Source organism: Paenarthrobacter sp. YIM B13468, from assembly GCF_042788025.1.
Lineage (GTDB): Bacteria > Actinomycetota > Actinomycetes > Actinomycetales > Micrococcaceae > Arthrobacter > Arthrobacter aromaticivorans.
Genome location: NZ_JBHZPI010000002.1, coordinates 246410 through 261989, shown reverse-complemented (window position 1 = coordinate 261989; position 15580 = coordinate 246410). Strand labels below are relative to the sequence as shown.

Below are 15580 nucleotides of genomic sequence, written 5' to 3'. Positions count from 1 at the left end.
TGGCCTGTGCATAAAATACGGGCCTATGCATGAAGTACTGCAAGGCGAAGGTGCTTCGGGTATTGAATAAATAGTAGAACCTTCGCGGCGATCGCCATATTCCGCGACGCCTGACTGTGAGCAATAGCACTGGCGGCAGGCCGACGTCGTGCGTTCCATGCTCCTGAGGGTGGCGAGGCTAGCGCTCAGGACCACCCCGTCGCGGCGAGGAGCCGCTCCTCGAACATCGGGATCATGCTCTGTACATAGGTCTTGGTGAGGTGGTTGTCGTCCTTGTAGACGTACACATTGCCCACCACGGCCGGACACGTGCCCCGCTCGCAGATGAAGTCGCTCATGTCCATCAGGTACAAACGATCCACCTTGCCCGCGTAATCGTCCAAGGGCGAGGATGCAGCCAGGGAATCTTCCAAAGGAGGGTTACAGTCGGGCGAATCGGGCCCCTTCTTTTGCACGCACTCGGGCATATTGATGCTGAACCGCGGGTTGTCACGGACACCTACGACGTCGATTCCTGCATCCGTGAAGGGCTTGATCCCTTCCAAATAGCCGGGCACTTCGGTCTCGAAAGGGGCCGTGACATGAGTCAGTGACGCCACAGTGAACACTGCATCGGGTTTGTGCTCCATGACGTAAGCGGCACTTGCCTTGTTGAAGTCGTTGCAGTCGCTGGTGCGTTCAGGAGAGTCGGCACCGAACCGGCAGTTCCCCTTCAACAGGGTCACCACTTCCCAACCATGCTCCTTGGCTATGGGGCCCAGGGCGGCCATGTACTGCTGGGCATGGGAATCGCCCAGGACCACGATCCTCTTGGTCACTACTTCCGGTTCAGCATTCTGGAGACAACCCTGCAGCAAAGGATCTGACGGGACGTTCGCGCCAGTACACAGGCCATCGATGTCCGCCCATTCATCCTTCATGGCGGAAGGTGCGGGAATGATCATTGCCTTAGGAGTCGCTTGGCCCGCGAACTCAGGCGACAGCGCTGCAGCACCGGGCGTCAGTTCCTTTGGCTGATCCGCAATCGCGACGCTTTCGGCGGCGATGGCACCCTGCCAGGCGGTCATCGGCAGCGCCAGCAGCGCACCGCAGGAAACAACGACCACGGCGGCCCGCCAGGACCGTGCGTCCGGCCACTGCCAGCGGCGCATCGGCACCTCGACATACCGTGTGGTGGCCACGGCCAACACCATGGATACCGCCATGATGCCCAGGCCCTCCAGGAGGTTGGGGCTTGCGGTCTCCGTGACGAGCAGGAAGAACACAAGCACAGGCCAGTGCCACAAGTACAAGGCATAGGAATTGTTGCCCACCAGGACCAGGGGCTTTGAGCTGAGCACGCGGTCCGCACCAAACCGGCTGTTGCTCTGGCCGGCGACAATAACGGCCGCTGCCGCGAGCGTGGGCCAGAGGGCAACGAATCCCGGGAAGGAACGGTCCACCGTCAGGATCAAGCCACACGAGAGCATGGCGGCCAGCCCTGCCCAACCCAGGAAGACCCGAAGCCGCCGTCCCGGTTTGAGGTACGGGAGAGCCAGCGCCAGCAGGGAACCCAGCGCAAATTCCCACAGCCTTGTCCGGGTATCGAAATAGGCATAGGCCTGGTTGTTGGCCGTCTGGTCGATGGAATAGATCAGCGAGGCCACAAAGACCAGGCCGAACGCCATGAACAGCAGCTGCCGGTGTTCCATGACCTTACGGCGCGGGAACAACTTTGCCAGTTGTGGCTGCAGCAGGGCCACCGCCGCGAAAATCAGCGGCCACAGGATAAAGACCTGGCCCTGGACGGACAGGGACCAAAAGTGTTGAAGGGGACTCGCTCCGGAGTGGTCCTGTGCATAGTAATCAACGGCAGAGTCCGCAAGCTGCCAGTTCTGCCGGTACAGCAGGGAGGCCCAGGCCTCGGCGAGCACATCCGGCCACCGGCTCTGCGGGACAAAAGCCCACGTTGCGGTCAGAACCGCCAACAAGACAACGACGACGGCGGGCAGCAGCCGCTTGAACACGTGGAGCCAGTGTTGCACGAGCCTCAGGGGCTTATGGTTTTCGAGCTTCCGTGTAAAGGACAGCGTCATCAGGAAAGCCGAGATGAGCAAAAAGACGTCGACGCCACCGGACACCCGGCCCAGCCAAATGTGGTAAGCCGCTACCATCAACACCGCCAAGGCCCGCAGGCCCTGGACCTCGGGGCGGAAGGTGCGTTCCGGCGTCGTGGGCTTGGCTGTGGTGGAATTGCCACCCAAAGGTGCAGCTGCTTTCACGTTCTCGCTCATCGCTCCCACCCCGTCGCGGCAAACCACCTTTCATCGAACATCTCACCCATGCTGGTGACGTAGGTCTTGGACAAGTGGTTGTCGTCCAGGTAGACGAACACATTTCCTATGACGCTGGGGCATTGGACACCATTGCAGAGGAGATCTGTCATATCCAGGAATGCTGCATTTCCAAACTTTCCCTGCACAGAGGCGAAGGGGCTCTCTGCGGCCAGGACGTCATGCAGGTCAGACTTGCAGTCAGGGCTGTCCACGCCCTTGGACAGTGCACATTCGGTGACGTTGTGGTCGTAGCGTGGGTTGTCCCGGATGGCCACCACTTGGATGCCGAGGTCGTTGAAGTTGGTGACCGACTGTTCAAAGCCGTATACCAACTCCTCATCCGGTGACGACGGAGCCGCCTTGGTGCCCACCATGAACACGGAATCCGGGGTGTGGGCTGCCACGTACTTGAAAGCCGCCGAGTTGAAATCATTGCAGTGCTTGTCAGCGTCCGGGTTCTCCGGCATGAAGGGGCATCCGCCCAAAAGGAGGGCCGTAACCTTCCAGTGCTGAGCCTCAGCGAGGGGACCGAGCGCCGCAAGCCATTGCTGGGCGTGCGAATCACCCAGGACCACAATGCTCTTGGTGGCGTCGTCGCCCACGTCGTTCTGCTGGCAGTTCTCCTGCAGCGTCTTGTCTTCGGGCTGGGACGCTCCCTCGCACGTCCCACCAAGGTGGGCCCAGTCCTCAGGTAGTTGCTCTGCGGTGGGGAGCGTCTTCGCATCCTGGCTGACTTGGTCCACGTACCCGGGCAGGAGGGCATGCGCTCCCGGGTTGTCGTTGAATGCCTGCGTATCAGCGGCCTTCTGGTCCAGATACTGCTTGTACTGGAAGCCGAGCAACGGGGTGCATGCCACGGCCAGGCACACTGCGATCGAGATGGCTGCGCGGCGACGCTTCACCTCGGGCCACTTCCACTCGCGGAATGGCTTCTCCACATACTTCGTGGTCAGGAACGCCAGGATCAGTGCCAACGCCACAATCGCCGTGCCGGAAAGCCAACCCGCATGATCCTTGCCGCTCCAAGCCAAGGCGATCACCAGGATGGGCCAGTGCCAGAGATAGAGGGCATAGGAATTATCGCCAAGCCGAACCAGGAATTTGGAGCTCAGGATCCGATCCACGCCGAAGCGGCTACCAGTCTGTCCCGCTGCGATCACTGCAACGGCAGCCAGGGTTGGCCAGAGCGCAACAAAGCCGGGGAACGCGGTCTGGACCTGCAGCAGGATGCCGCAGCTGAGCATGGCGGCAACGCCGATCCATCCCATTGCCACGCGGACAGGTTTGGAAAAGTCCAAGGCAGGCAAGATCAAGGCAACGAGTGTTCCGAGGGCGAATTCCCATAGCCGGGCGAAGGTGTCGAAGTAAGCCACCGCCTGGTTGTTCGCCGTAAAGATGATGGAGTACGTCAGGGAAACGACGAAGATGAGCGCAAAAACGTACGCGAGCGAAGCCCGGTACCGGAGATCGAATTTGCGGCAGATGACCGCCATCACGGCGAAGATCACCGGCCAGAGAATGAATACCTGGGCTTGGATGGAAAGCGACCAGAAGTGCTGTACAGGACTGGCCAGGCTGTGATCTGTTGCGTAGTAGTTGACCGCAAGAGTCTGCAGGAGCCAATTCTCGTAATAGAAAAGTGAGGCCCAAGCCTGATTGACCACTTCCACCCAGCGGGTGGCAGGCAGGAACGCAAAAGTAGCAGCCAGTGTTCCGAAGAGTACAACCACGACTGCCGGGAGCAGACGCCTGAACAAGTGCAGCCAGTGCCGCAGCAAGTCCATCGGACGCCGCTGTTTGAAGCGGCTGGTGAACTGAAGAGTCATGAGGAATGCCGAGATCAGCAGGAAGACATCTACCCCGCCTGAGACCCGCCCAATCCAGATGTGGTAGCTCACCACCATGAGGACAGCGAGGGAGCGGAGGCCCTGGATTTCGGGTCGGAAGGTGGACTTTACAACGGGACCGGTAGCCCGCCTGTTGGGACGGGCGGGCGGTCGGATCGTTGATGTAGTCACGTTAGGCAGTTCCTCAAGGCTATTGCACAAAGCATCCATCATACGCTGTTCCAGGCGCCGGCCCCAGTCGGGCCGGCCTGCGGAACCGCCTTACGAGTGTCTATTAGCTCAGGTTGGACTATGCATTTGCAAAGATGAAACTGTGCGTTGCCTGTGCCAAGGCACGTGTGTTTGGACGCCCGGAAACTAGGTCAGGGCCGGCCGACGCTCAGCCGTCAGCTGCCGGTCGGCTGTGATGCGGCGAGCCAGGTAACGGGCGTCGCGACCAACTCCTGGAAGGGTTGCCGAGACGGCCGCGAACAGGAACTCCTGGCCGAGGAAATAGAGTCCAGGAACAGATTCCACGACTCCCCTTTTGTGGGCCGGCGTCCCCTCTCCGTCTTGGTAAGGGAGCTTCAGCCACGAGTAGTCCACCCGATATCCGGTACACCAGATGACGTTCGCCACGTCCAAGGTCCGGCCCTCTTCCAGCAACGGTTTACCTTGCTTTACGCTGGTTATCCTTGGCAGCAGTTCCACCTTCGCGTCACGCAGTTCCTTAGTCCGCGTTCGGATCAAAGGTGCCGCCATCATCTTGAATGCCGGCGCCACTTTCCGGCCAACCGGCGTGTTAAGGGTCAGGATGTGAAGGCCTGCGAACCGGATCACAGGCAGGACAAACCGGGCTGCAGCGCGTCCATGGCGAACGGGGATTTCGCCACTGGCTTTGCCGGCCAGCAACGTGGTGTGGGTCCGGCTGGCTTCAAGGGCAATCTCCGCGCCGGAATTGCCGAGCCCGACCACGAGCACTGGTCCAGGTTGGAGTTGCCCGGGGTTCTTGTATTCCTGCGAGTGAAGCTGCACGATGCCGGGATCCAGCTCATTCGCGAATGCCGGACGCTTGGGCAGGCGATATCCACCGGTCGCAACCACTACGTTGTTGGCGGTCCAGGACCGATCACCGGAGCTCACAAGAAAGCGATCACCCTGTTGCGTCACTTCATCGACATGGACTCCGTGAACCACGGGAAGACTGAACCGCCGTGCATATTCTTCGAGGTAGTCCGCCAACTCATCCTTATGGGGGAACGCCAGGCGGTCGCCCGGGAAAGGCGCGCCCGGCAAACCGTCGTACTTGGCCGGTGTGAAGAGACGAAGCGAATCCCACCGTTGGCGCCACGAATCGCCGGTCCTGGCGTTCTCGTCAAGGATGACGAAGTTGTGGTGCCCTTTGGCCAGCCAGTAGCCGAGGGCCAAGCCGGCCTGGCCACCGCCCACGATCACGGTATCGAACTGTGGGTCACTAGCATTTTTCATGGCTTTTCCTTTCTCGTTTCTGATCCAACGCGGGGTCACTTACGGCCCATCGCAGCGGCTGGCATGGGCCTTAAGTGACCCCGCGTTGCTGGAGTTTCAGCGGGAGCCTTCCGGTATCGCAGGCACCACACCAACATCAGTGCCGACGTCACCACGTAGAAGCTGTGCAGCAGCCACACTGGCCCCGCCGGAAGGTCGAAGACGTAAAAGGAGTGCACGGCATTGGCGATGTTGGTCAGGGTGATATTGCTCAAACTGTAGGAGGCCAGGTCCTTGGTGCGGACTGCCTTGAACAACATGGGCAGCATGCTGGATGCAAAGAGCACGGTGGATACGGAGCCGGCGAGCAGTGGAATGTTCATAAGCCCAAGCTATGAGTCCGGCGCCCTCTACCGCGTCGGCCAAATGACGCATCCTGCTGGAATGGGCATGGGTATTTATGCGCATTCCGGGAAGTGAGAGAGCGTTCGGGAAAACCCAGCGGTATGTGAGTGAAGATCGGGGGAAAAGCTGTGGGATGTGAGAGAGCATCAGTGGGCTAAATGGTGTTCAAAGGCGTATCTGGTCGCAGCAACCCTGGATGGCAAGGAAAGTTTGCTGAGGATGTTGCTGACATGGCGGGCGACGGTCTTTTCGCTCAGGAACAGTTCCCGGGCAATGGACTTGTTGGCTTTTCCATCGGCGACAAGCCGCAGGACTTCCAGTTCACGGGCGGTCAGGTCACGGGCGGTCAGGTCACGGGCGGTCAGGTCACCGGCAGTGCGCGTGGAACCATTCCTGGCACCTCCCACCATGCCGGTTCCCGCACTTAGCGCCAGCACTTCAGTGACGGCTGGCGCTGCCTCAAGTTCAGCGAACTCGGCCATAGCAGCTTCGAATTCCATGGCGGCGGAGTCGGGGTCTCCCAGGTCCGAACACGCGCGACCCGTCAGCACCCTGCATGTGGCGGCACCATAAGGTGCCTCGAGGCTGTACCAGAGCCGCCATGCCTTTCTGGAGGCCACAAGTGCTGCGGCCGCATTGCCCTCTGCGAGCAGGACCTGGGCTTCTGCCTGCGCCGCAAGTGCCCGTTCCAGGGGCCTGCCCGTTTCCGGGACCGGGGCCGCCAGCTCGTCAACCGCCGCCCTTGCCGCCTTAAGATCACCAGCGGCAAGCTCGACGTCGACGACGGCGGGAAGCAGTCGCCGTCGGTTGGCGGGGTCCGAGCCTGACATCGCACGGCGCAACATTGCTTGGGCTTGGGACACTTTTTGCTGGCCTGCCAGTACCAGCGCGAGCCCGGGGAGGGCTTCGAAGCCGGTCTCTGCGGCCTTGGCATACGCCTCGCTGGCCTCATGAAACCGGCCCTTCAGACGCAGGATCTCGCCCTGCAGATACCACGCACCCCAGGCCGCTTCCGGATCGCCGCGGCGCGAACGGTCCTGGGCAATGTGGACGGCAGCCATGGCGTCATCCCAAGCGCCATGGAGGATGAACAGCTCTGCCCTGTGGGACTGGCACTGCCCACTGAACATCACCATGTCCGGACGATCCCCGCACCAACGTTGCAACGCTGCGGTCCATTCATGGGCTCGCTGGACATCGAAGGCAAGGCGGCAGCTGCCGATGACGGCGCAGTAGATGATGCCCGAAGGGATGGGCGACACTTCCCCTGCCGTCACGGAAACCATGACTTCGTCCAGAATCTCCAAGCCTTTGTCCGGGAATCCAAGGGTGATGCTGGCGGTGCCCAGACCCAGCTGTCCAAGGGCCATGAGGTCCTTATCGTGGAACCGCTCCCCCACAGCCAGGGCGCGGCCAAAGAGCTCGTTGCTTGCTTCAGGATTTCCCCCGTACAACGCTCCGAGCGCCGACGGAATCAGGAGATAGCCTTCAGCTTCGGTGGGCTCGTCCAGTTCTTCCACTAGATGTTTTGCCCGGGACATCCAGCCCGAGCTGCGGGACGGTTCTCCGAGGTCCATGAGGAACAGCACCAGCCACGCTGCGCAACGGGCGGCGGCAGCCATGTCTCCTACAGTGAGGTATTCGTCGTGCGCCCGTGTCAGGTAGGCAACGCCTTCGGAGTCCTTGCCCAACAGCATTGCCACGGAGGCCGCGACTTCAATGTCCTGGGGTGGCAATCCGCCCTCGGCGTCTGCCCGCGCAAGGCAGTCAAGTGCATCGCCCCAGCGGTGCTCGGAGAACGCCGAGCGTCCCAGATCCAAGGCTGTAACCGGCATAGTCCACACCCACTCTGCGACCGGGAGCAACCCGGTTGGCGCACCCCAAGCGGCCGTATTAGCGTCAGGGTACCGCCGCCGTCGTAAGCCCACAATGGGTCCACGCATCCTTGGCGAGCAGTGTGGTTCCCTGACCATCTTTGAAGTCTGGAAGCCCTGTTTTCACCCATTTTCGGTTGCATGGCGGCCGGCCGGGGCTCAAAGAAGGTCAGGACGCCACAAGCGGACACTGAAAGCCGGCGCTCGGGCAGCCCAAGAGGGCAGAAAAAAGCCCTGGCCACGAGCGACCAGGGCTTTTTCGAACAGGCTGTTAGTGCTGGTGGCCTGCGTGTGCGTCTTCTTCCTCAGCCGGCTTTTCGGCAACCAGGGTCTCGGTGGTAAGAACCAGGGCAGCGATGGAAGCGGCGTTGCGGAGTGCGGAGCGGGTGACCTTGACGGGGTCGATCACGCCGGCGGCGATCAGGTCCTCGTACTCACCGGACTTGGCGTTGAAGCCGTGGTTGGCTTCGAGTTCGGAGACCCTGGAGACGACGACGAAGCCGTCGAAGCCAGCGTTCTGGGCGATCCAGCGCAGCGGCTGGATCAAGGCACGGCGGACGATGCCAACAGCTGCTGCTGCGTCGCCTTCCAGGGCCTTGACGGCCGGGGACTCGTCCAGTGCCTTGAGGGCGTGGATGAGGGCGGAACCGCCACCGGAAACGATGCCTTCTTCAAGGGCTGCACGCGTGGAGGAAACGGCGTCCTCGATGCGGTGCTTCTTTTCCTTCAGTTCCACCTCGGTGGCTGCGCCAACCTTGATAACGCCGATGCCGCCAGCCAGCTTGGCAAGGCGCTCCTGCAGTTTCTCGCGGTCCCAGTCGGAGTCCGTGCGGGTGAGCTCGGCGCGCAGCTGGGCCACGCGGTCGGCAACGTCCTGCTCGGTTCCGGCGCCATCAACGATGGTGGTGTTGTCCTTGGTGACCGTGATGCGGCGTGCCGTACCCAGTACCTCGAGGCCAACAGTGTCCAGCGACAGGCCAAGGTCAGGAGAAACAACCTGTGCGCCCGTCAGCGTCGCGATGTCCTGGAGCATGGCCTTGCGGCGGTCGCCGAAGCCCGGAGCCTTGACAGCTACAACGTTCAGCGTGCCGCGGATGCGGTTGACGATCAGCGTGGACAGGGCTTCGCCTTCGATGTCCTCGGCGATGATGAACAGCGGCTTGGAGGCCTGCAGCGCCTTCTCCAGCAACGGCAGGAATTCCTGCAGGGAGGAGATCTTGCCTTGGTTGATCAGGATCAAGGCGTCTTCGAGGACAGCTTCCTGGCGTTCTGCGTCAGTGACGAAGTACGGGGAAAGGTAGCCCTTGTCGAACTGCATGCCTTCGGTGAGGACGAGTTCGGTCTGGGTGGTGGAGGATTCTTCGATGGTGATGACGCCATCTTTGCCGACCTTGCCAAACGCCTCGGCCAGCAGTTCGCCAATTTCGTCGCTCTGTGCGGAAATAGCGGCAACGTTGGCCACCTGGGTGCCCTGCACTTCGCTTGCGTTCTCCAGGAGGCGGGCTGCGATGGCTTCAATGGAAACCTCGATGCCACGCTTGATCTCGCCAGGAGCGGCACCAGCAGCAACATTGCGCAGGCCTTCCTTGACCAGCGCCTGCGCCAGCACCGTAGCGGTGGTGGTGCCGTCGCCAGCGACGTCGTTGGTCTTGGTGGCTACTTCCTTGGCCAGCTGGGCACCAAGGTTCTCGTAGGGGTCGTCAAGCTCAACTTCGCGGGCGATCGTCACGCCATCGTTGGTGATCGTGGGAGCGCCCCACTTCTTGTCCAGCACGACGTTGCGGCCGCGCGGGCCAAGCGTCACCTTGACAGTGTTGGCGAGCTTGTCGATACCGGCCTCAAGAGACCGGCGGGCAGCATCGTTAAAAGCAAGCTGCTTTGCCATGGTTGTGTCCTTTCAAGACAGAAAACCCGCACCGCAGAGGGTCGGAATGATTCCAACGCGGCTGCGGTGCGGGGCTCCAGGAAGTTACTTTACGACGATCGCAAGGACGTCGCGGGCGGACAGAACGAGGTACTCGTTGCCGCCGGTCTTGACTTCGGTTCCACCGTACTTGGAGTAGATAACGACGTCGCCAACAGCTACGTCAACCGGCACGCGGTTGCCGTTGTCATCGAAGCGGCCGGGGCCGATTGCAACAACTTCGCCTTCCTGCGGCTTCTCCTGTGCGGAGTCCGGAATTACCAGGCCGGAAGCCGTGGTCTGCTCTGCTTCGAGCGGGCGAACAACAATACGATCCTCAAGAGGCTTAATCGAGACCGACACTCGGACTCTCCTTTTCATGAGCTGATTCATGGACTAAGAACTAGGGTGCCGTAGCGTGCAACCGTCGTCGCGGTGCCGGTGGACGCCTGGCGTGATTAGCACCCTCCGGGGGAGAGTGCTAACAAGACTCTATGTAAGCGTTAGCACTCGGTCAAGGCGAGTGCCAGAATTTCGTCCTAGGTGAACTCCCGCTACCGGCCGGTGAGGTCATCCAGATCGTAGTCTTCGCCGTCGTCATCCTCATCTGTGGGAGCCGATCCGCGGTTCAAATACAGCACGACGGCGGCCGCCAGGGCCACGACGCCGGAAATTACCAAGGCGATAATCCCGCCAATGCGGGCCCCGCTGTAGAGGTCACGGATATCGCGGGCTTCATCCGTAGCGTCATTCACGCTCTTGCCTGTGACGGAGTATGCCGCTGCGTTGAAAGAGTCCAAGGCGAAGATCACGATCAGCAGGCCGATGCAGATTACAGCGATCACGGCCCCTGCGATCAAGGCAGGACGGGCAAACGCCACAAGGGATCGGCCGGAGGAATGCTCTGGAGCTCCTGGGCCAGCGGAGTGGTTCCCGCCCGGGTTGTTCGTATCGGAGGGCTGCGGAGCTGCGTTGTCTTCCATGAAAACAACCCTATCGGGCCGATTCCCAACTCACGGCGTCAGGGCGCGCGCCGTTAGGCTTGATCCCATGTCTCACGCACCGCAGGAACAGATCGCACCCTTGCTGACCACTGAAGGATGGGAACTTCTTGCCTCGCTGGGGCCGTACCGCGAAGCCGATTCGTTCAGCGTTAACGCCGAACTCCGGAAAGCAGGCCACTCCCCCGAACTCGTGGCTGCGGTATTGACGCAGTCCCGCCTCCGGACCCGCGCCGAGGCCAAGTTCGGCGAGTTCGCCCGGCAGATGCTGTTCACCCAGGCCGGACTTGAGCAGGCAACCCGCCTCAACGTGGCAGCCCGGCACGCCGAGCGTTTTGCCAAGGCCGGCATCTCCCACGTAGCCGACCTCGGCTGCGGCCTCGGAGCGGACTCCATGGCCTTGGCATCGATGGATATTGCCGTGACCGCCGTGGAAATGGATGAAACCACTGCCGCCTGCGCCACCATCAACCTCATGCCCTTCCCGCACGCCACAGTGGTGCATTCCGACGCCACATCAGTTGACCTGGATGGCATCGACGGCGTGTGGCTGGATCCCGCACGACGCACAACCTCTACGTCCGGGACCAAGAGGATTTGGGATCCGGAAGCGTTCTCTCCCCCGTTGTCGTTCGTTGAAGGGCTGGCTGCGGGCGGCCGGGCGGTGGGCGTCAAGATGGGTCCCGGGATGCCACACGACTCGGTTCCGGCGAACTGCGAAGCGCAGTGGGTCTCCGTAGGCGGCGATGTCACTGAGGTCACCCTATGGTTCAATGCGGTGGCCCGGCCCGGGGTACGGCGCGCGGCACTTGTCATCGGCTCCCAGGGCGCTGCTGAACTCACCAGCGGCGAGGATTTCGACGGCGGCCCGGTAGCCGCCGTCGGGCCGGTTGAAGGGTTCCTCTACGAACCGGACGGTGCGGTCATCCGCGCAGGCCTGGTGGCCGACGTCGCAGAACGTTTTGGCGGGCACTTGGTTGATGAACATATCGCCTACATCTGCGCCCCGGAACTCCACGACTCGCCCTTTGCCCGCGCATACAAGGTGCTGGAAGTAATGCCTTACAACGTGAAGGCGCTCAAAGCCTGGGTCAAAGCGAACGGCATCACGGTGCTGGATATCAAGAAGCGCGGCACGGCAGTCACTCCGGAGGAACTGCGGAAACAACTCCTTCCATCCAAGCGCGACACCAAGCATGCAAAGACGGCCACCCTGGTCCTCACCAGGATTGGCGAGGAAAGAGTGGCCGTAGTTGTGGAGCCCGTGACGTTCTAGGCTCCGTCAGCGGCGGGAGAACTCCGAGGCTTCGCGGACCTGGTCAGCGCTCGGGCGGACGCCCGTGTACAGGACGAATTGTTCTTCAGCCTGGATCGCGATAACTTCGGCTCCGGTGATCACCGGCTTGCCTGCTTGACGGGCAGCCGTGATGAGCGGCGTCTCCGAGGGGAGGGCGACGACGTCGAACACTATCTTCGCGGCGGCAATGGTGGCGTCGTCAAAAGACTGTGCCCTTTCGTCCGCACCAGCCATGCCCAGGGGCGTGACATTGATGATGAGGTCCGCTGTTGATCCATTGACGTCGTCCTGCCAGCCGAAACCGTAAAGGTCCGCGAGCGCACGGCCCGTGGTTTCGTTACGGGCAACGATGGTCACGGACGTAAAGCCTGCATCGCGGAGAGCTGCGGCCACCGCTTTCGCCATTCCTCCGGCTCCGCGCAGCAGCACTGTGTGGCTGTTGGGAACCTTGTGGTCTTTCAGGAGCCGGGCGATGGCGATGTAGTCGGTGTTGTACGCGGTCAGGACGCCGTCGTTGTTGACAATCGTGTTGACCGAATCGATGGCCTTGGCCGAAGGATCCATCACGTCCACAAGCGGGATGACAGCTTCCTTGTAGGGCATGGACACCGCGGCTCCCCTGATGGGGAGGCCGCGGATGCCAGCCACTGCAAGAGTGATGTCCGCCGGGGCGAATGCCTTGTAGACAAAGTTCAGTCCGAGCAGGTCGTACAAATAATTGTGGAACCGGGTCCCGATGTTGCTGGGCCGGGCCGCGAGCGAAATGCACAGGGACATGTCTTTGTTCAGGATTGGCATTCACCCATTAAACAACGGCCTCTTTTCGCTGCCGCGCGGTTAGCCCTGGCGGGCCTTCATGCGCGGGTTGTTCTTGTTGATGACGAACGTGCGCCCACGCCGACGGACTATCTGTGCGCCCGGAATCTTCTTGAGGGCACGCAGTGAGTTCCTGACCTTCATGTTTCTTCTCCTTCTTGTTAGTGGATGGGCTTTCGGGTGGCTGGGTTAGAGGGCTTCACTGAGTTCCAGGGGGTCCTCCCAGATACCAAAGTCGAGTTCCATCTCGGCCTCGGTCAATTGGCAGCCCTCCAGGAGGGCGCGGATTTCCTGGGGGTCGATGTCCTCGGAGCGTCCGGTAATGGCCAGGACCGTTCCGCGGTCGCCATAGTTCGGGTGCCAGTCCAGGACGGCGTCGACGTCGGATCCCACCTTCGTGTTGCGGCCTGCGGTGGGTGCGTCCGCCAGCCAGGTCCCGGTGCTCTCAAGCCACACACGGGGACCAATTCCCTGTACCGCAATCCGCGTCTTGGCAGCCGAGGCGATCCACAAACGTCCGCGGAGCCAGTGGGTTCCGGCCGCGAGTTGGGGAAGAGCGTCACGGAAACGGCCAGGGTGCAGCGGCCGCCCCGCTTTATGGAGGACTGTCCGGAAGGAACCGGTCTCATCGTCCAAGGGCAGACGCACGACGCCGGGCCTGGTACGTGCGGCTGCTTCGGCGTCGTCGAAGCAGCCTGACCTGAAGTCATCGTCTGCACCGATTGCTGCGGCGTGTGGTGCGAGCTGGCCCAGCAGCTCCACGCCAGTGACCCATTCTTCGGATCCCAGGCGGGGATTGCCGGACAATTCTGCCCCGAGGCCGGGATGCAACATGACAGTGTCAACGTGCCCGAACTCGCCGATCAGGAACTCGCCGCTAGTCCGGTCATCCTCCGGCATCGATGTGAAGCCGGATTCAAAAAGGGTGTGACGGTCCCAGATGTGATCGTCAAGATCCACAGGGTCCAGAGCCAGGATGGCGTTGTCCATGACGGCTGGCTGGCTGAGGCCGCGCCGGAGTTCTGCGACTGCCATCCCTGCTGCGACGCCAGGGGGTAGGCCCAAAACCACGTGATCGAACCCGCACGCGGCGAGGCGTTCCGCCGTCGGCACAACATCCAGCTTGACCGTACAGCTGAGGCAACCGTGTTCCAGAACGGTTGTTTCACGCTCAAACAACTGACCTCCCCTGTATACGCGCCGCATGACCAAGGAACCATCCAGGAGGTCGTGAAGGACTACGACGGAGTTCGTGTGGGTTCGGCCAAGCCGGGCGGTGGCCGCTTCGCGGCACTGACTGTCCAGAGAGCTGACAACGGTGAGGTGCATGGAAAGATTATAGATGCAAATCATTCTCATTAGCAATTAACAGTGGCGGGTGTCACGACGCTTAACTTCAACCTGTCCGCAATCAGCCATGCTCCGGCTGCACTAGACTTGAGCCGACCGCTGACGGCCCCGCAGCGGGTTGCGTCCAGCAGAAAGTCCAGCAGAAACAAGCAACGAGGGGACTACGTGCAGATTGAGTTTGCGCCATCCAGGCAATCGACACTGGGTGTGGAATGGGAGTTGGCGCTCGTCAATGCACGCACCGGAGAACTGGTCTCAGTCGCGAACGACGTCCTCAAGGGTGTCGCCGCGAACCATCCGGACCTCAACGAAGACGACGAACACCCCCACATCAAGCGCGAACTGCTCCTGAACACGGTGGAACTCGTTACCGGAATCTGCGAAACGGTCAAGGAAGCCAAAGAGGACCTCAGCCGCTCCCTCGCCGCTGTCCGCGAAGTCACCGACCCCATGGGAGTGGAGGTGTTCTGCGCAGGCAGCCATCCCTTCAGCCCTCCCCTGCTTCAGCCGGTCACCGACAAGGAGCGCTACGCCAAGCTGATCGAGCGGACCCAATGGTGGGGACGCCAAATGGTCATCTATGGTGTCCACGTCCACGTGGGCATCGATCGCCGGGACAAAGTACTCCCCATTCTGGACGGCCTGGTCAACTACTTCCCGCACTTCCAGGCACTGTCCGCTTCCAGCCCCTTCTGGGCCGGCGAAGAAACCGGCTACGCATCCCAGCGGGCCCTCATGTTCCAACAGCTCCCCACCGCTGGCCTGCCGTTCCAGTTCGAAACCTGGGAAGCATACGAGTCCTACGTCCAGGACATGTTCACCACGGGTGTCATCGACGCCATCTCTGAAATCCGCTGGGACATCCGGCCTGTTTCCAACCTGGGCACTATCGAGATGCGCATCTGCGATGGCCTCGCCACCCTTGAGGAAGTGGGCGCGATCGCCGCACTGACGCAGTGTCTCGTGGACGAGTTCTCCTCCATCCTCGACGCCGGCGGCAGCATCCCCACCATGCCGCCTTGGCACGTCCAGGAAAACAAGTGGCGAGCCGCCCGCTATGGCATGGAAGCCATCATCATCCTGGATGCCAAGGGCAACGAGCAGTTGGTCACCGAGCACCTCGCAGAAACCGTCGCCCGCTTGGAACCCGTGGCAGCCAAGCTCGGATGCTCTCAAGAACTGGCCGACGTCATGAAGATCATCGAACGCGGCGCCAGCTACCAACGCCAGCGCCGCGTGGCCGCCGAACACAACGGGGACCTGCAAGCAGTGGTCATGGACCTCGTGCAACAAATGCGCAAAGGCCCAGACGCATAATTGAGTGGA

13 protein-coding genes are annotated in these 15580 nt (G+C 61.6%); 2 read left to right on the top strand and 11 right to left on the bottom strand.

What is annotated here, in order from left to right:
- Positions 1-185: 185 nt before the first annotated feature.
- The 8 genes from ACFX4T_RS03250 to ACFX4T_RS03215 all read right to left on the bottom strand — a co-directional run bounded on the left by ACFX4T_RS03250 (position 186) and on the right by ACFX4T_RS03215 (position 10773).
- Complete coding sequence (locus ACFX4T_RS03250; protein WP_377650760.1) at positions 186-2273, bottom strand: acyltransferase family protein; 2088 nt, start codon at positions 2271-2273, stop codon at positions 186-188.
- A complete protein-coding gene (locus ACFX4T_RS03245) occupies positions 2270-4372 on the bottom strand; it encodes an acyltransferase family protein (protein ID WP_223949328.1) in 2103 nt (700 codons plus the stop codon). Before ACFX4T_RS03245 ends, ACFX4T_RS03250 begins: the two co-directional genes overlap by 4 nt.
- A 147-nt stretch (positions 4373-4519) precedes the next feature.
- On the bottom strand, positions 4520-5629 hold the full coding sequence (locus ACFX4T_RS03240; protein WP_377650759.1) for a flavin-containing monooxygenase: 1110 nt from the start codon (positions 5627-5629) through the stop codon (positions 4520-4522).
- 35 nt (positions 5630-5664) lie between these two features.
- A complete protein-coding gene (locus ACFX4T_RS03235) occupies positions 5665-5991 on the bottom strand; it encodes a hypothetical protein (RefSeq protein WP_216925137.1) in 327 nt (108 codons plus the stop codon).
- Between the two features lie 168 nt (positions 5992-6159).
- Positions 6160-7848 (bottom strand): LuxR C-terminal-related transcriptional regulator, encoded by a 1689-nt coding sequence (locus ACFX4T_RS03230; protein WP_377650758.1) that lies wholly within the window; start codon positions 7846-7848, stop codon positions 6160-6162.
- Between the two features lie 310 nt (positions 7849-8158).
- Entirely contained in the window at positions 8159-9772 is a 1614-nt protein-coding gene (gene groL, locus ACFX4T_RS03225; RefSeq protein ID WP_377650757.1) for a chaperonin GroEL, read from the bottom strand.
- Between the two features lie 84 nt (positions 9773-9856).
- Positions 9857-10153, bottom strand: coding sequence for a co-chaperone GroES (gene groES, locus ACFX4T_RS03220; protein WP_011775524.1), 297 nt, complete (start codon positions 10151-10153; stop codon positions 9857-9859).
- Between the two features lie 191 nt (positions 10154-10344).
- Positions 10345-10773 (bottom strand): hypothetical protein, encoded by a 429-nt coding sequence (locus tag ACFX4T_RS03215; protein WP_223946522.1) that lies wholly within the window; start codon positions 10771-10773, stop codon positions 10345-10347.
- Between the two features lie 67 nt (positions 10774-10840).
- Between ACFX4T_RS03215 and ACFX4T_RS03210 the strand changes: the two genes are divergently transcribed.
- Complete coding sequence (locus ACFX4T_RS03210) at positions 10841-12067, top strand: SAM-dependent methyltransferase (protein ID WP_377650756.1); 1227 nt, start codon at positions 10841-10843, stop codon at positions 12065-12067.
- Positions 12068-12073: 6 nt separating this feature from the next.
- Here the strand turns inward: ACFX4T_RS03210 and ACFX4T_RS03205 are convergent, their stop codons facing one another.
- Genes ACFX4T_RS03205 through ACFX4T_RS03195 form a run of 3 tightly spaced genes read right to left on the bottom strand, consistent with a single transcriptional unit; the run spans position 12074 to position 14233 of the window.
- Positions 12074-12886, bottom strand: a complete 813-nt coding sequence (locus ACFX4T_RS03205; RefSeq protein ID WP_223946524.1) for a shikimate 5-dehydrogenase — start codon at positions 12884-12886, stop codon at positions 12074-12076.
- A 39-nt stretch (positions 12887-12925) separates the two neighbouring features.
- Complete coding sequence (ykgO, locus tag ACFX4T_RS03200) at positions 12926-13048, bottom strand: type B 50S ribosomal protein L36 (protein ID WP_011775528.1); 123 nt, start codon at positions 13046-13048, stop codon at positions 12926-12928.
- Between the two features lie 45 nt (positions 13049-13093).
- Entirely contained in the window at positions 13094-14233 is a 1140-nt protein-coding gene (locus ACFX4T_RS03195) for a GTP-binding protein (RefSeq protein ID WP_377650755.1), read from the bottom strand.
- Between the two features lie 186 nt (positions 14234-14419).
- Between ACFX4T_RS03195 and ACFX4T_RS03190 the strand changes: the two genes are divergently transcribed.
- Positions 14420-15571, top strand: a complete 1152-nt coding sequence (locus tag ACFX4T_RS03190; protein WP_216925131.1) for a glutamate--cysteine ligase — start codon at positions 14420-14422, stop codon at positions 15569-15571.
- The last annotated feature ends 9 nt before the right edge of the window (positions 15572-15580 follow it).